Origin of the sequence: Iodobacter ciconiae (genome assembly GCF_003952345.1) — a bacterium.
Classification (GTDB): domain Bacteria; phylum Pseudomonadota; class Gammaproteobacteria; order Burkholderiales; family Chitinibacteraceae; genus Iodobacter; species Iodobacter ciconiae.
In genome coordinates this window covers 3,418,865-3,435,579 of the sequence record NZ_CP034433.1, presented here as the reverse complement: position 1 = coordinate 3,435,579, position 16,715 = coordinate 3,418,865, and the positions used below count along the sequence as shown (strand labels likewise).

Here is a 16,715-nt window from a genome sequence, read left to right as displayed (position 1 = left end):
CGGTCCCCTTCAGAGGAAATCCACACAAATGAACCCTGATCGCCGCATTGCAATCGTTGATGATGATGACGCCATTCGCGATGCCCTCGTATGGCTTTTTTCCACCCGCAATCACCGTGCGGACAGCTATGCCAGCGCCGAAGCGCTGCTCGCTGATTACACGCCTGAGCGCTATGGCTGTTTGCTGCTTGATGTACGCATGCCGGGCATGGGTGGCTTAGAGCTATTTGATCGAATCAAAGAGCATCCTTATTGCCCGCCCGTGGTGTTTTTAACCGGCCACGGCGATGTACCAATGGCGGTAGGCGCTTTAAAACAAGGCGCAACCGACTTCGTTGAAAAACCATTTAACGATAACGATATCGTTGATCTGGTTGAGCGCTGCCTGGCCAACGACGCCAGCAAGCGCGGCATCTGGCAAGTTAAGATGCAAATCACCAAGCGCCTTGGCACCCTCACCCCGCGCGAGCGAGAAGTGATGAAGCTGATCCTGACCGGCCGCTTAAATAAACAGATTGCCGATGATTTATCCATCTCGATGAAAACCGTCGAAGTTCACCGCGCACGGATTTTAGAAAAGATGCAGGTTAAAACCGCGATGGAACTAGCCGCGCTGCTGCGCGGATCTGGGGTAGAGTCTTAATTAGCCAGTAAAAAAACCTTAGATCTATAGACTCAGAGAACACAGAGAAAACATAAAGAACGGGTTAACGTTTACACACTCCTCCTCTTGGTTTTCTCTGCGTCGCTTCAAGTTCTCTGTGTTTCAATGGTGTCTGAGGTTTTACTCGGCTTATTCCCCGTGTACTCTGTATTCTCATTGGTCTCTGTGCCCTACAGACTTTTTTACTTTCTGCTTTTTCAACAAACACCCCATTTTCAAAGTCCGTCATGCTTATGCTGCTTTCTCCAGCCAAAACGCTGGATTACACTACGCCTCCTACTACCAGGGATTTCAGTCAGCCTGATTTTCTGGATAATTCTGCCCGGCTGATTGCTTTACTCAGACAACAAACCCCGGCACAAATTGCCAGTCTGATGAAATTATCCGACCCGCTGGCGGTGCTTAATGTGGGCCGCTACCAGGCCTGGCACCCTGACTTTACGCCTGATAATGCCAAGCAAGCCGTGCTGGCCTTTATGGGTGATGTATACGAGGGGCTGAATGCAGGGGAAATGACACCGCAAGAATTGGCCTATATCAGCCAGCATTTGCGCATTTTATCTGGCCTCTACGGCCTGCTGCGCCCGCTGGATCTAATCCAGCCCTATCGCCTGGAAATGGGCACATCCCTACCCAATGCAGCAGGTAATAATCTTTACGCTTTCTGGGGCGAAACCATTACTGCCGCAATTAACGCGATAGAACCCAAAGTGCTCGTCAATCTAGCTTCAGCCGAATACTTCAAAGCAGTCAAACCCAGGCTCTTAAATTGCCCGCTGATTACGCCGGTATTTGAAGACTGGAAAAACGGCAAATACAAAATTATCAGCTTCTACGCCAAACGCGCCCGCGGCCTGATGGTGCGCTGGGCTGCCGAGCACAATATTACTCAGGCCGGCGATTTAAAAGCCTTTAATACGGAAGGCTATACGTTTGATGCCGATGCATCCAATGGCGTGAGCTGGGTATTCAGGCGGCAGCGGGCTGATTAATGAAATGTGATTAAACCCACTCTTGAACCACAAAAGAATACAGGGCTTCACAAGGCAAAAAACTGCGGGTTACAAAGCTCCAGCCTCCTCTTCTTTTTTCCCCTGCTGCCACTGTGCCAGTTTTCGAAACACCCAGCTTTGTGGTTCGGTTTTACCGGTGCGGGCAAAATCCAGCAGATGCGTGGCCTCCTGCATGGCCTGATGAGCACTCTGTGCTTCACGATTACCCGCAAAAAGCAGCTGATCACCAAAGGTTAATGGAGTATCCAGAGAAGGCCATGCCTGCACCTCATCACCATGCACGCGCAGCAACGGCAGGCATTGCAATTTATAGCCATGATCAAAGGGATTATTAATCCAGTGAGCGAGGCGTAGTGGTGGTGAAGGATTAGCCAGAAAAGCATGTACGGCAGCGGTATTTTTGGCGTTCAGGGTAATACTCCAGATTTCCGGCACTTTCTGATCGCACAAATTAGCCAATTGATCAGACAATGCCTTCGCCCAGGCTTCATCTTCTTCTTTAATTAAATCCAGAAATTGCGCCAATAACGGCGTTTCAATCGCACGTAAACATTCATGCGCCACAATTTCACTGCGAATCGATGTGATATCAGGCTTAAAGGCTTCAAACAATAAATGGTTATCACGCAAATTTTGCCTGGCGACTACAAATAGCTTGGAATTAATCGCTCTGGCCGTCGCTAGCGCAGATAAATTATTAATATCATGATCATGACAAACCAGAAGCCCGGAAGCGTGTCCAATACCAGCCGCAATTAAAGAATCCGCATTCACACCCAATGCCTGTACAAATTGCCCTGGTAATAAATCAGGCTGAGGCTCCGGATCAATCACCGTCACACTGGCTCCTTCTTTTAATAATGCAGCGCGCATTGAGGTTCCGAATCGTCCATATCCGACAATAACCCAGTGCCCACAGGGAGGACGCACCAGGCCAGCAATTGGCTGACCGGGAAAATCAGAAAGTAAATTCCATAAACGATAGCTGTGCGGCGCATGCAGCAGCATCTGGAACTGCTGCCCTACGGCATTAAACATATTAATCACTTTATTTGCACCGAACGACTGCATATTATCGGCAACCGCTTTATTTTTACAACGGCAGACTGATACCAGCTTAGGTTGCAAAACAAAAGCTGCCATTGCAATAGCCAGATTAACATTTTCATCACCGGTAATTGCCAGTACCCCCCGGCAGCGCGCATGCGTAATTCCCGCAATTTTTAATAGCTCGGGATTAGAAGCATCCCCCGCATAAAATACCGGATCAGAATGAAAATCGGCCAGAGCCAGATTATTAACCCGATCCTCTCTAAGCTCAATCACCACAAAACGAACATTAATCTGATCAAGTACTTTACAAAGCAAACGCCCCGTTTGCCCGTAACCGCAAATTAAATAAAATGGCTCGCGCAAACGCCTAACTTTATTATTAAAATGCGTATATTGAATCGCTTTTTTTAATGTCTGATCATTAAATAAAGTAAAAATCGCCCCTAAATTATAAGCCCAGCCCGTAACCGACAAATAAATACAACATAAAACCCATAAGCGCTGAGAATAAGAAAATGCATAAGGTGTTTCACCAAAGCCAATCGAAGTAGCCGTATAGCTAATAAAATAAAAGGCATGAAAAAAACCCATTTGATAAGGCCGGCCCTGATCATCCACACCGGGAATCATCACCAGACCTAATACGGCAATCGCATAAATAAGAATCAGCGTAATAATCGGCGCACGCATGCGCCGCATCACCATAAAAAATATATTCGTCATGATATTAGATAATCCTACTAGAGAGGATTAGGGTAAAGCACACTGAAAACATTCGCTGCCTGATCATTTGAAAATTAAGCACTACACATTACCCGGCTCACTCTAGCGGCGATGCTGTAAAGTTTCGCCAATCAGCAAAACCACTGAAACCACATTAGCAGCAAGTGCACCGGCTGAAAAAGACACAATCATTGAAGTCACACCGGGAGTCATTCCCACCTGGCTAACATACATTGCATTCCCCCATATCAAAGCAGCTGCAATTAATTGCAAATCTGCCACTAGGCTTGTGGCTAAATGCAGCGCGCCTACCTGAGTGCGATCACCAAACTTAATTACAGTAGCAATAAAGCTAACCACCATCGCAGAAAACAGCTCGAATACATCATGCTGATGCGGTACATCAATTTGCCCCATAACAAAGCCGAAATTAAGCGTAAATGCCAATAAAATAAAAAAACCAAACACAACTTTTTCGATATTCATACGGCAGACTGCCTGTGGTAATTAATGAAAACATGATAAATCATATAAGATATATGACAATGTATATGTTTACTTTTTAATACATTCTGACTCTTATGATAAACAACCAAGCATTTTATTGAGATAAAATCCTCTCTAAATTAATAGGTTATGTTTAGTAATTAACTGCTGCATTTTATGCGAAACGACTAAATTAATATTTACATCTGCACCACAAACCACCAGACCGTTAATCATGCCCAAGCCGCCCCCAGATAAATAACAGAGCGGGCCTGACAAGATCCAGCGCAAAGCAAGCTGCCAGGCTGAAACGAGAATCAGCCTAAAATAAGGCCCGCTTTTCTAAAAAAGTCCTGCGTACTTTACTTCGCTTTGCATGCAAACCAAGGCTACCTGCCCGCGTAATGATCCAGAGCAAGCTCTGTTACCAGACTTGCACAGCTCACATGCAAGGACAATTGTTATGACAATACGCCAATAACAAGCTTTGGGGGCTTGCTCAAGAACAAGCATAGCCATTATCACAACCATAAGACGTTTGCCAAGGTGCAAAACACATAGCGAAACACAGAAAAAACGATTGAGTACATTAAAATATTTCATACATAGATGCACCAATACTGATGACAAACAAACACCCACCGTGCCTACAAAATTCAAGCTGGCAACCCATAATTAAACCCAAGGTGCAGCTCCCCTGATCAGCCCCTGGCAGCAGCAATCACGGTGTAATTGCATTTTATTGCCCGCCAAGGTTTTTTCCGCATGGTGTAACATACTTCAAATTTAGCGATAATCCGTATCCGATATCTGCCAAGGTTTGATTCGTAGCGATACCAAGCCGAAAAACCACAGCCAGCACTGCCGGGAACCAAGCACCAACAGAGCAGATTTGTTTTTTCCCTCAATTTTTACAGATTCAAAACCTATTAGTTCGGCGTATTCGTGGAAAACAATGACAGGGCCCCTATGATCCAGTTTCAGCAAGTCAGTAAGCGCTATCCTGGCGGCTTTGATGCCGTTAAAAATTTAAGCTTTGAGATTCCAAGTGGCGAGCTGGTTTTTCTGGCAGGCCATTCTGGTGCCGGTAAATCGACACTGCTTAAGTTAATTGCAGGCATAGAAAAGCCCAGTGGCGGGGCAGTGATCGTCAATGGGCAGAATATGGCGAAAATGAATCGCAGCTCGCTACCCTATATCCGCCGCCATCTGGGGCTGATTTTTCAGGATCACAAAATCCTGTTTGATCGCAGCGTTTTAGATAATGTCAGCCTGCCGCTGGATATTGTTGGCTTTGACCATAAAGAAAGCCACCGCCGTGTCCTGGCCGCACTGGACAAAGTGGGTTTGGCAGGTAAGGAAAAGCTCAACCCGATCTCTCTATCGGGAGGCGAGCAACAAAGGCTGTGCATCGCCCGTGCCGTGGTGCATCGGCCTGCTATTTTGCTGGCAGATGAGCCAACAGCCAATCTGGACCGCGATTACGCTCACGATATTCTGGAACTGTTTAAATCTTTTCATCAGGTTGGCGTTACCATCGTGATTTCTGCTCATGATGAAACCCTGATGGCAGATTACGGCCGCCGTATTCTGCGCCTGAAAAATGGTCAATTTACTGCTTGAGGCGCTATGAAACACTGGTTAAGACTCCATATCCAATCTTTAGCACGTACCCTGGGTGCCTTGGTTCGCCATCCTTTCTCCAGCGCACTTAATCTCTTGGTGATTGGTATTACCGCCGCGCTACCTTTAGTACTGTGGCTAATGATTAATAGCCTGAGCAGTGTGGCCAGCCAGATCCATGTAGAGCCGCAAATTTCTATCTTTATGCGCGATACGGCCACGGCAGAAGACATTGCCATGCTTAAGTCTCAATTAAAACAGGACCCGCGTATTGCCAGCAGCCGCTTTATCAGTAAAGACGACGCACTCAAAGAAATGCAGATCTCCTCTGGTGCAGCCAATCTTTTAGCGGGACTAAGTGAAAACCCTCTACCTGATGCCTTTGTATTAAGCAGTAAAGACGGCCAGGCCAGTGTTTTAGAAGCTTTGCAAAAAGACCTGGTCAGCCGCCCTGGTATAGAAGAAGTCCAGCTTGATTCAGCCTGGGCACATCGCCTGGAAAGATTGCTCGCCTTAGGCCAAACCTTATTTGAAGTGATTACCATTTTGCTCGCCACTGCCCTGGCACTCATCACAGGCAATGCGATTCGCATGCAAATTTTAACCCGTAAAGAAGAAATCGAAGTAGCAAGGCTGATTGGTGCAACCGATGCCTTTATCCGCCGCCCTTTTGTCTACTTTGCCATGGTACAGGGCCTGCTTGGCGGGCTTGTTGCCTGCGGTATCGTAGGTAGCATGCTATCGCACCTTAATCCTGCGGTAAGCGAGCTGGCAACAGCCTATGGTCAAAAGTTTAGTCTGCTATCGCCTGACCTCATTACCATTGCTGTCGTTTGTGGGCTATGTATTCTGCTGACCTTCATCGGCGCATGGCTGGCCGTCTGGCGACATTTACGCCAGTTTACTTAGTTATCCAGCAGCCGGGCAGGCCCAATACCCCTCTGCCCAGGCTGAAAGCCTGATCTGCACGCTATTTTAATCATCCTCTTTCTCATAATTAATTTGTTCTATCAAGAGAATAGGGAAAATTGCCGTGCCTCATCACTCCATAGTGTGATTGAATCAATGATCTGAATATTTGCTTTTTTTTAGCACTCCTTCAAGTCAAGTGCTAGAATTGGCAATAGTTTTTGCAAGGAGAGATTTAAACATGGCGTCTGCAGTTACACTTCCCGTACTGTCCGGTGGAGACAGCATCGAGAGCTATATCCAGCGTGTAAATACCGTTCCCATGCTCTCGCAGGAAGAAGAAACCAGCCTTGCCCAGCGCTACCACCAGGACAATGACTTGGAGGCAGCCAAGCAACTGGTGATGTCCCATCTGCGAGTAGTGGTGTCGATCGCACGTGGCTATTCCGGCTACGGCCTGCCTCAGGCAGACTTAATCCAGGAAGGTAATATCGGCCTGATGAAGGCGGTAAAGCGCTTCGAACCCGGCCGTGGCGTACGCTTGTTTTCCTTTGCGGTGCACTGGATTAAAGCCGAAATCCATGAATACGTGTTGCGCAACTGGCGTCTGGTGCGTGTGGCGACGACCAAAGCCCAGCGTAAATTATTCTTTAATCTGCGTTCCATGAAGCCCGGCTTTGCCGCACTCACCACTACGGAAGCACAAAAAATCGCGGATGATCTGGGAGTAAAACGCGAAGAAGTACTGGAAATGGAAACACGGATGAGCGGCCAGGATATATCGCTGGTTGCCGATGACAATGATGACGAGGGCTATGCCCCGATTGACTGGCTGGCTGATCACGACAGCGCACCGGACGCCACCCTGGCCCGCCGCGCCACAGACAAGCTGCATACCGAAGGCCTGCAAATGGCACTCGCCAGCCTAGATGAGCGCAGCCGCCGGATTGTAGAAACACGCTGGCTGGCCGACGAAGGCTCATCCTTAACACTGCATGATCTGGCTGCAGAGTTTGACGTCTCTGCCGAGCGTATCCGCCAGATCGAGGCCAAAGCCCTCAGCAAAATGAAGCAGACTTTACTGCCAGCGTAAAAAAACGGAGCCAGCGGCTCCGTTTTTTTGTATTTAACCATCTTGTTCTCAGCGCTCTCCCTGCCTACAGACCTTTTTGACCTTTAGCCATCAAAACAGCTTTTTCAAATCCATTCCCTTATACATTCCCGCCACCTGATCGCCATAGCCATTAAACATCAGCGTTTTGCGTTTAAAAACCTCACCAATGCGCCGCTCGGTAGCCTGGCTCCAGCGGGGATGGTCTACAGTCGGGTTTACATTAGAATAAAAACCATATTCACTTGGCCCGGCTTTATTCCAGGAAGTTTGTGGCTGTTTTTCGGTAAGGCGGATTTTTACAATAGACTTGGCGCTTTTAAAACCATATTTCCACGGCACAACCAGGCGGATCGGAGCACCATTTTGATTAGGTAATACCTTGCCATAAAGACCTACCGCCATAATAGTCAAAGGATGCATTGCTTCATCCATGCGCAACCCTTCGGTATAAGGCCAGTCTAAAACCTGGCGGCCAACGCCGGGCATCTGCTCTTTATCAGCCAGCGAAATAAGCTCGACGTATTTAGCTTTAGAAGTAGGATTCACCCGCTTAATGAGCTCGGAAAGAGAAAATCCCACCCAGGGAATCACCATCGACCAGCCTTCCACGCAGCGCAGACGGTAAATACGCTCTTCCAAAGGCGCAATTTTTAATAATTCTTCTATCGAGAAAGTACGTGGTTTATCACACTCCCCCTCAATAACAATACTCCAGGGCCGTGTTTTTAAAGTATGAGCAGCTCTGGCCGGATCATCTTTACCAGTACCAAATTCATAGTAATTATTGTATTGAGTAATTTGCTCAAAACTATTTTTATCATCCTTAGCTGAAAGTGGACTAGGCCGATAAACTAGCTCGCCCGCCGCCTGAGCAGGCAAAGCAGCAGCCAGCCCCAAGGCAGCAGCACCAGTCATGATTTGACGGCGATTTAACCAGATGCCTTCAGGGGTAATTTCGGAAGGTAATATTTCTGTCGATGAGCGGATTAACATGGTGTTCTCCAGGGGCGATAGGGCTTAGTCGGGCAGAACAACAAGCGCTGACAGCGACTCTTAAAATTTACCCTGGGTGGGACAGGTAGCAGACCCTAAAGTTTCTTTATCAGCCACTACCCGGCACACCAGCGCCCGGTCAATAGAGGTGTAAAAACAGAGCAAAACCTGCCGCAAGCAGCAAAACAAATGATGCAATTTTCATTGAGCGGTCAATTTCAGAACGAACGCCGGGACTGATTCGCCGCCAAAGTGCCCAAATCAGCAAACCAAACAAGCAGATATTTAGTAATTTTTCTGTCACAAGAAGCAATCAATATTAGGAATGAAAAAAGGGCATTATCTAATAATTAAGTTAAAGTTTTACATTAACTTAATCCGTTTACCTTTTGCTTATCCAAGACAAAATCAAAAGAAAACAATGTAAAAATGTACATTACATAAATTGCAGCTAAGTGATTGTATCAAAAGAACAATTAAAAAACGGGCGCTTGTGCGCTCTTTTTTTTTACTCTATAGTGGGAAGTAGTGGGTAAAAGTGGGTAAAAGTGCAGTACCAACCCTTACAAAAGAGTAAATAAATATGTTTGGCGGTGTGGCTTCTTTAAATCTCGACAGCAAAGGACGCTTGGCAATTCCGGCCAGGCATCGTGACGTGCTGGGGATACGCTGCGCCAATCGCCTGGTGATTACTGCCGAGCCTTCGGGCTGCCTGCTGATTTATCCGGAACCGGACTGGCTACCTGTACGTGATCAGCTCAACCGTCTTTCTGGCGCTCAGATGCCTATTCGCCGTTTTATCGTCGGCCATGCCGAAGAAATCGAACCCGATAACGCTGGGCGCATTTTAATTCCACCCCGTTTACGCCAGCTGGCAGGCCTTGATAAAGAAGTCGCACTGGTAGGGATGGGCAATAAATTCGAACTCTGGGATGAAGCTCGTTGGGCCACCCAGATTCAAGCCGTCATGGATATCAGCCCGGACGATTTGGCAAAACAAATGCAGGATATTGTGCTTTGACGCTTACACACACCACCGTTTTGCTTGAAGAAGCCGTGCATGCACTGGCAATCAAGCCAAATGGCATCTATGTCGATTGCACTTTTGGCCGTGGCGGTCACTCACGCCTGATTCTTTCCAGACTGGGTCCTGGTGGCCGTTTGATCGCTTTTGATAAAGACCCGATGGCAATTGCAGAAGCCGCCACCATTACCGATCCGCGCTTCACCATCGTTCATGAAGGCTTCGTTAATCTGCAGAAAGAATTAAACCTGCGGGAAATTGAAAGTGTTGATGGCGTACTGATGGATCTGGGCGTGTCATCACCCCAGCTAGATGACGCCAGCCGTGGCTTTAGTTTTCGTTTTGATGCGCCGCTCGATATGCGTATGGACACCACGCGCGGCATGACAGCGGCCGAGTGGCTGAATTTAGCCGATGAAAAAGAAATTGCAGAGGTGGTAAAAGACTATGGCGAAGAGCGGTTTGCTAAACAGGTTGCAGCAGCGATTGTTGCGAGTCGAGCGGGAGAACCGATTCTCAGCACCGGGCAGCTTTCCCAGATCGTGGCAACGGCAGTCCGTAGCCGCGAACCGGGCCAGAACCCGGCGACACGTACCTTCCAGGCTATACGGATTTACATCAATCGCGAACTTGAGGAGCTTGCGCTAACCCTGCCGCAGGCTTTAGAAATGCTGAACCAAGGCGGGCGTTTCTCGGTGATTGCTTTTCATTCACTGGAAGATCGCATTGTAAAACGCTTTTTGCAAGATGCTGCGCAAGGTGACAAGCTGCCCTCCCGTCTGCCTGTACGTGCTGCAGATATTGCCGAGCCTCCGGTCAAAATCATGGGCAAGCCGATTCGTGCCAGTGAGAAAGAGGTTGATGAGAATCCACGTGCCCGCAGTGCAATCTTACGCACAGCAGAAAGAACAGGAATGGCCCTGTGACACGTTTAAATCTTTTTTTGCTTGTCATTTTAATTCTATGCGCGCTGGCTTTAGTTACCAGCCAGCACAGGGCGCGCAAATTCTACGGCGAACTGCAAAAGGAAGAAGTATTAAGCCACAAGCTCGAAGTCGAGTGGGGGCAATTACAACTGGAACAAAGTACCTGGGCCATGCATTCGCGTATTGAAGCAGAAGCAACACAAAAATTAGGCATGCAAGTGCCGGGACCAAACCGTACGCAAGTGATCCTGCCGCACGGTGAACGAGTAGCAAAACCGGTGAACGAATGAAATTAGCAAGACCGCCCCGCCAGGCTAGCGGGCAATCACGTCATCAGCGTTTTGCCGCCCCTCACCCCAAGCTGGAACGCTGGCGAGTGTGGCTTGTAGTTGGCTTTTTGCTCTCGCTTTTTGCCGTATTACTGGGCCGTGGCCTGTATTTGCAAGCGTGGAATGAGGGGTTTTTACAAGAGCAAGGTGACGCGCGTTATATGCGTAACCTCAAGCAAGCTTCGAATCGCGGCATGATTACCGATAGAAATGGTGAGCCCTTGGCGATTTCTACCCCGGTGCAATCAATCTGGGCCAGCCCGCGGGGAATAACATTACTGCCAGCAGGGCAAGAGCGCCCAAAAGATTGGGAACCAAAGTCAGAGAAAGACCCGGTACCTGTATCACGTAGCGAGCTAAAAAAACTGGCCGCAGCCTTGCAGCTGCCGGAAGAAGAGTTAAACAGAAAGTTAAGTGTTTCCAGAAAAAACTCGCGAGGCGAAGAAATCCGCCCGGATTTTTTGTGGTTACGCAGGCATATGCCCCCCAATGATGCCAAAGCCGTCATGGCACTGAATGTACCGGGTGTTTATACGCAAACCGAGTACCGCCGCTATTACCCGGCTGGCGATGTGATGGCACATATCGTCGGTTTTACAGATATTGATGGTAAAGGACAGGAAGGATTCGAATTAACCCGCGAGGCCATGCTGGCAGGCAAGCCCGGCAGCCGTACCGTGATTCGCGACCGGCGCGGTTACATCGTTGAAGATGTTTCAACCGTTGTGCCCGCTAAAGACGGCGAAACCTTGCAGCTGTCCATCGACCGTAAGATCCAGTATCTGGCCTATCGGGAGCTAAAAAAAGGGATTGAAACTGCAGGTGCGGTTGCAGGTGCTGCCGTAGTACTCGATGCAAAAACCGGTGAAGTGCTGGCGCTGGCCAATTTGCCCTCATACAACCCCAACAGCCGTGAGCGCGTTGATCTAGCCAGAAAACGCAACCGGGTACTAACCGATATTTACGAGCCGGGTTCAACGATGAAGCCCTTTATTGTGGCCGCAGGTTTAGAGCAGGGGCTGATTAAGCCCTCCAGTATGATCCAGACCTCGCCGGGGCAAATGACGATAGGGCCCGCCACTTTTAAAGACACCCGGAATTACGGCACGCTCAACCCGGAGGGCATACTTAAGCACTCCAGCAATGTAGGTGCAGCCAAAATTGGCCTGATGATGGGACGTGAAGAATTATGGGGTTACTTTAATAACTACGGTTTTGGTGCATCAACACACAGTGGTTTTCCAGGAGAAGCATTTGGACGGGTCCGCCCGTGGAAAACCTGGCGACCGATTGAGCAGGCCACCATGTCTTTTGGCCACGGGATTTCAGTCAGCCTGATGCAAATGGCAAGAGGCTACACCGTGTTTACCAATCATGGCGAAATGAAGCCGATCACCTTTACCAAGATGGTCGCTCCAAGCCCGGGTAAGCAGGTGGTCTCAGCTCAAACTGCAGATTTAGTTAGAAATATGCTGGAAAGCGTCACCCAGGCCGGAGGTACAGCGGCAAGGGCGCAAATTGTAGGTTTTCGGGTCGGAGGTAAAACAGGCACGGCGCGCAAGATTGTGAATGGCCAGTATTCCCGCGAAAAATACGAAGTGTCGTTTATCGGCTTTGCCCCGGTATCCAACCCTCGTTTGATTGTAGCGGTGCTGATTGACGAGCCATCCACGGTCGGAAATCGATATTACGGCGGTACGGTTTCAGCGCCGGTATTTCAGGAAATTATGTCGGGCAGCTTACGCATGTTAGGTGTTCCGCCCGATGCCCCGATTACCAATATCCTGCTACCGGGGCTGGATGCACCTGAATTGAAAGAAGAAACATGAGCAATACTCCAGGCGGCCTGAACCATCGCCAGCGAGTTCCGACCCACCCCCTTGTTCCGGGCTTAAATCCCCCGGACTAAAGGAAGAAATATGAAAGCTGTGAGCTGGAACCTCCCTACTCTCGACCTTCCTGCGATCGATGCCATCGCTGCGGGCGCGCGTCTCGTTGCCGATAGCCGCAGCGTTCAGGCAGGGGACGTATTCTTAGCCTTCCAGGGCGAGTACACCGATGGCCGCAGCTATATCTCCGATGCGATTGCGGCAGGCGCAGCAGCCGTACTGTGGGAAGCAGAAGACTTTGTATGGAATCCAGCCTGGAAAACCCCCAATCTGGCTATCCCGCAACTGCGCGCTCAAGCCGGGATTGTTGCGGCACATTTATTGGGTAATCCATCCCAGTCTCTGTTTGTAACCGGCATTACCGGTACCAACGGCAAAACATCTATCGCCAACTGGCTGGCGCAAGCCTTTAATCTGCTTGGGCATAAAACAGGCGTACTCGGAACGCTGGGCAATGGTTTTATTGATCGACTGGAAAGCTCGACCCACACCACGCTTGACCCGGTAACTTTGCAAGGCTGGCTGGCCCGCCTGCAAAACGAAGGTGCCAGCCATATTGCAATGGAAGTCTCGTCACATGGTCTGGATCAGGGCCGCGTGCATGGCACCCATTTTGATGCTGCTGTATTTACCAACCTTACCCGTGATCACCTGGATTACCACGGAGATATGGCTAGCTATGCAGCAGCAAAAGCACAGTTATTTAATTGGGAAGACCTAAAAACAGCCGTTATTAATACAGATGATGCCTTTGGCCGCGAGCTAGCCTCCCAATGCAAAGCACCCCGTGTGCTGACCTATGGCCTGGAAAACGGCGGCATTCGTGCCAGCAGAATCAATCTAACACTGACAGGCCTGGAGCTGGAAGTTGCCACGCCCTATGGTCTGTGCAATATCAGCTCCCCGATGCTGGGCCGCTTTAACGCCAGCAATCTGCTTGCATGCCTGTGCGTTTTACTCGCTGCCGATGTGCCACTGGCCAAAGCTGCCAATGTGCTCAGCCAGATTCAGCCCGCTGCAGGCCGTATGCAAAAACTGGGCGGTGATGATCGTCCCTTGATTGTGGTTGATTACGCGCACACGCCAGATGCTCTGGAAAAAGCACTGGCCACGCTGCGTGAATCCATGCCGGAAAAAAGCCGTTTGTACTGCATCTTTGGCTGTGGTGGCGACAGGGATAAAGGCAAACGGCCACTCATGGGCGAAATCGCCTGCCGTCTTGCCGACGCAGTGATCATCACCTCAGATAATCCGCGCAGTGAAACCCCGCAAGCCATCATCCAGGATGTTGTACGAGGCGTTTCTGGAGTCCCTGGCAGCGGTCACGCCAATTACAGTATTGATTCGGACCGCTCCTCTGCCATTAATGATGCAATTGATGTCGCCACAAGCAAAGACGTTGTGCTGATTGCAGGCAAAGGCCACGAAACGTATCAGGAAATCGCAGGAATTCGTCATCCTTTTGATGATGTCGCCATTGCAAACCGCGCTTTAGCAAGGAAGAAAAAATAATGTTGTCCCTGCAAGAAACCGCACAGGCCCTGAAAGCCACCTTCACCGGCAACGGTGAGGTCCGCTTTATGCGCGTTACCACCGATAGCCGTGATATCCGTGCGGGCGATCTATTTATTGCACTACGCGGTGAAAAATTTAACGCCAACGATTTTGCCAATGCAGCCATTGCCGCAGGTGCCGTTGCCGCCATCGTCGATACCCCGATTGCCGGGCCGCATATTCTAGTAGCTGACACACTGGCAACCCTTGGGCAGCTTGCCGCTTATTGGCGCGAGCTGCTTAAAAATACAGCAGGTCAGATCGTCATTGGCGTCACCGGCAGTAACGGTAAAACCACGGTAAAAGAAATGATTTCTGCCGTACTGTCCCAGCACAGCGGCAAAGAAGCAGTTCATGCCACCCGTGGTAATCTAAATAATCATATCGGCCTGCCGCTCACCCTGCTGGCTGCCCGCACGCAGCACCGCTACGTTGTTGCTGAAATGGGCATGAATCATTTTGATGAAATCAGCTATCTCACCCATATTGCCAAACCCGATATCGCCATCATTACCAATGCGGGCCGCTGCCATCTGGAAGCGCTGGGCAGCGTGGCAGGCGTAGCTCAGGCCAAGGGTGAAATTTTTGCAGGCCTGGTCGCCGGTGGCTACGCCATTATCAATAGCGATGATGACTACGCTCCGCTCTGGTACGAGCTAGCAAAAGATCACCCTCAGGTTAGCTTTAGCCTTAGCAACGCCGATGTGTATGCCCGCAATCTATGTGCACATATTCATGGTGCGCAATTCACGCTCTGCACCCCCAACGATTCAGCCCAGGTCGATTTACAAATCCCCGGCTTACACAATGTGCTCAATGCACTGGGCGCCGCGGCCGTTGGCCACGCACTCAATCTTGGTGCAGAAGAAATTGCCAGCGGTCTTGCCAGCTATGAAGGCACCAAGGGTCGTTTACAAAGTAAAACCGCCTTTAACGGTGCAAAAGTGTTCGATGACACTTACAACGCCAACCCTGATTCAATGAAAGCCGCCATTGATGTTTTAACCGGCTTTGGTCCTGAAACCATGCTGGTTTTAGGCGATATGGGTGAAATTGGTGACGACTCACCCGAACGCCATCAGGAAATCGGCGCTTACGCACTCAGCAAAGGTATACGCACGCTATACACCCTGGGCGAACAAATGCAACTGGCCAGCGCCGCCTTTGGCGACGCCGCCCAACACTTTGCCACCATTGCCGAACTGATCGCAGCGGTTCGCACTGATTTAACGCCAGCGACCACGCTGCTGGTCAAAGGCTCGCGTTTTATGCGCATGGAACGCGTCGTTGATGGCGTGGTGATGAATACTCTGGAGAAGATGTAAATGTTGTTGCTGTTAACCCAATGGCTTGGCGAATCAATTCGCGCCTTTCATGTTTTTAACTACATCACCCTCAGAGCGGTACTGGCGACCATGACGGCGCTGGGCATCTCGTGGGTGATGGGCCCCTGGGTCATTAGAAAACTAACCGATCTAAAAGTAGGCCAGGTTGTTCGCACCGACGGCGTACAAACCCATCTGATTAAAGCGGGCACGCCCACCATGGGGGGCACGCTGATTTTGCTGGCAATTGGCTTAACCACCCTGCTTTGGGGTGATTTACGTAATAAATATGTCTGGCTGGCACTGATTGTTACCATGTCGACCGGTGTAATTGGCTTTGTTGATGACTATCGCAAAATTGCCCTCAAAGACCCTAAAGGCTTATCTGCCAAAGCCAAGCTTTTCTGGCAATCGCTCATTGCCATTGGTGCCGGGGTATTTCTGGTATATGCAGGTGGCAGCCTGCCCGCCAATACCGGCTTTGTGATTCCGTTTTTCAAACAGATTATCTACCCCTTTGGCGCAGTTGGTTTTTGCGTGCTGACCTACTTTGTAATTGTCGGCACCAGCAACGCTGTCAACCTCACCGATGGTCTGGATGGCTTGGCGATTATGCCAACCGTACTGATTTCCTTTGCTTTTTGCATTTTTGCCTATGTAGCCGGCAATGTGGTGTTTTCAAAATACCTGGGCGTACCCTTTGTGCCCGGCGCAGGTGAGCTGGTAATTTTCTGCGCCGCCATGGCAGGCGCGGGTTTAGGGTTTCTATGGTTTAACGCCTACCCCGCCGAAGTCTTTATGGGCGATGTAGGCGCATTAGCCCTTGGCGCTGGCCTTGGCATTGTGGCGGTGATTGTGCGTCAGGAAATCGTGCTGCTGATTATGGGTGGTGTATTTGTAATGGAAGCGCTGTCGGTGATGATTCAGGTGGCCAGCTTTAAGCTACGTGGCAAGCGGGTCTTTAGAATGGCCCCGATTCACCATCATTACGAATTAAAAGGCTGGAAAGAAACGCAGGTTGTCGTGCGCTTCTGGATTATTACCATGCTGTTGGTGCTGGCGGGTTTAGCCACGCTGAAGCTGCGATAAG

16 protein-coding genes are annotated in these 16,715 nt (G+C 49.6%); 12 read left to right on the top strand and 4 right to left on the bottom strand.

What is annotated here, in order from left to right; translation table 11 throughout:
* Positions 1-28: 28 nt before the first annotated feature.
* Together EJO50_RS15140 and yaaA are read left to right on the top strand one after the other, a co-directional pair.
* A complete protein-coding gene (locus EJO50_RS15140; protein ID WP_125975546.1) occupies positions 29-643 on the top strand; it encodes a response regulator transcription factor in 615 nt (204 codons plus the stop codon).
* A 248-nt stretch (positions 644-891) separates the two neighbouring features.
* Positions 892-1,656 (top strand): peroxide stress protein YaaA, encoded by a 765-nt coding sequence (yaaA, locus tag EJO50_RS15135; RefSeq protein ID WP_125975544.1) that lies wholly within the window; start codon positions 892-894, stop codon positions 1,654-1,656.
* 69 nt (positions 1,657-1,725) lie between these two features.
* Here the strand turns inward: yaaA and EJO50_RS15130 are convergent, their stop codons facing one another.
* Positions 1,726-3,453, bottom strand: coding sequence for a potassium channel family protein (locus EJO50_RS15130; protein WP_125975542.1), 1,728 nt, complete (start codon positions 3,451-3,453; stop codon positions 1,726-1,728).
* A 102-nt stretch (positions 3,454-3,555) separates the two neighbouring features.
* Positions 3,556-3,939 carry a DUF6394 family protein gene (locus EJO50_RS15125; RefSeq protein ID WP_125975540.1) on the bottom strand — a complete coding sequence of 128 codons (384 nt, stop codon included), beginning with the start codon at positions 3,937-3,939 and terminating at the stop codon, positions 3,556-3,558.
* A 969-nt stretch (positions 3,940-4,908) separates the two neighbouring features.
* On the opposite strand from EJO50_RS15125, the gene ftsE reads away from it, so the two are divergent.
* From ftsE to rpoH, 3 genes are all read left to right on the top strand, one after another.
* Entirely contained in the window at positions 4,909-5,562 is a 654-nt protein-coding gene (gene ftsE / locus EJO50_RS15120) for a cell division ATP-binding protein FtsE (RefSeq protein WP_125975538.1), read from the top strand.
* A 6-nt stretch (positions 5,563-5,568) separates the two neighbouring features.
* Positions 5,569-6,471 (top strand): permease-like cell division protein FtsX, encoded by a 903-nt coding sequence (ftsX, locus tag EJO50_RS15115; protein ID WP_125975536.1) that lies wholly within the window; start codon positions 5,569-5,571, stop codon positions 6,469-6,471.
* Positions 6,472-6,712: 241 nt separating this feature from the next.
* Positions 6,713-7,564: an RNA polymerase sigma factor RpoH gene (gene rpoH, locus EJO50_RS15110; RefSeq protein WP_125975534.1), complete on the top strand. Its 852-nt coding sequence runs from the start codon at positions 6,713-6,715 to the stop codon at positions 7,562-7,564.
* Positions 7,565-7,654: 90 nt separating this feature from the next.
* On the opposite strand, the gene msrP is transcribed toward rpoH, so the two are convergent.
* Positions 7,655-8,578: a protein-methionine-sulfoxide reductase catalytic subunit MsrP gene (gene msrP, locus EJO50_RS15105; RefSeq protein WP_125975532.1), complete on the bottom strand. Its 924-nt coding sequence runs from the start codon at positions 8,576-8,578 to the stop codon at positions 7,655-7,657.
* 139 nt (positions 8,579-8,717) lie between these two features.
* On the bottom strand, positions 8,718-8,882 hold the full coding sequence (locus tag EJO50_RS17850) for a protein MIGRI (protein ID WP_444542841.1): 165 nt from the start codon (positions 8,880-8,882) through the stop codon (positions 8,718-8,720).
* 279 nt (positions 8,883-9,161) lie between these two features.
* Here EJO50_RS17850 and mraZ point away from each other — a divergent pair, with 279 nt between their 5' ends.
* The 7 genes from mraZ (at position 9,162) to mraY (ending at position 16,714) form a co-directional block, all read left to right on the top strand.
* Complete coding sequence (gene mraZ, locus EJO50_RS15100) at positions 9,162-9,599, top strand: division/cell wall cluster transcriptional repressor MraZ (RefSeq protein ID WP_125975530.1); 438 nt, start codon at positions 9,162-9,164, stop codon at positions 9,597-9,599.
* Positions 9,596-10,528 (top strand): 16S rRNA (cytosine(1402)-N(4))-methyltransferase RsmH, encoded by a 933-nt coding sequence (gene rsmH / locus EJO50_RS15095; RefSeq protein WP_125975528.1) that lies wholly within the window; start codon positions 9,596-9,598, stop codon positions 10,526-10,528. Before mraZ ends, rsmH begins: the two co-directional genes overlap by 4 nt.
* Positions 10,525-10,818, top strand: a complete 294-nt coding sequence (ftsL, locus tag EJO50_RS15090; protein ID WP_125975526.1) for a cell division protein FtsL — start codon at positions 10,525-10,527, stop codon at positions 10,816-10,818. Before rsmH ends, ftsL begins: the two co-directional genes overlap by 4 nt.
* Positions 10,815-12,686, top strand: a complete 1,872-nt coding sequence (locus EJO50_RS15085) for a peptidoglycan D,D-transpeptidase FtsI family protein (protein WP_125975524.1) — start codon at positions 10,815-10,817, stop codon at positions 12,684-12,686. Before ftsL ends, EJO50_RS15085 begins: the two co-directional genes overlap by 4 nt.
* 90 nt (positions 12,687-12,776) lie before the next feature.
* Positions 12,777-14,258 (top strand): UDP-N-acetylmuramoyl-L-alanyl-D-glutamate--2,6-diaminopimelate ligase, encoded by a 1,482-nt coding sequence (locus tag EJO50_RS15080; protein ID WP_125975522.1) that lies wholly within the window; start codon positions 12,777-12,779, stop codon positions 14,256-14,258.
* Positions 14,258-15,625 carry a UDP-N-acetylmuramoyl-tripeptide--D-alanyl-D-alanine ligase gene (locus EJO50_RS15075; RefSeq protein ID WP_125975520.1) on the top strand — a complete coding sequence of 456 codons (1,368 nt, stop codon included), beginning with the start codon at positions 14,258-14,260 and terminating at the stop codon, positions 15,623-15,625. Before EJO50_RS15080 ends, EJO50_RS15075 begins: the two co-directional genes overlap by 1 nt.
* Positions 15,626-16,714 (top strand): phospho-N-acetylmuramoyl-pentapeptide-transferase, encoded by a 1,089-nt coding sequence (gene mraY / locus EJO50_RS15070; protein WP_125975518.1) that lies wholly within the window; start codon positions 15,626-15,628, stop codon positions 16,712-16,714.
* Position 16,715: the final 1 nt, after the last annotated feature.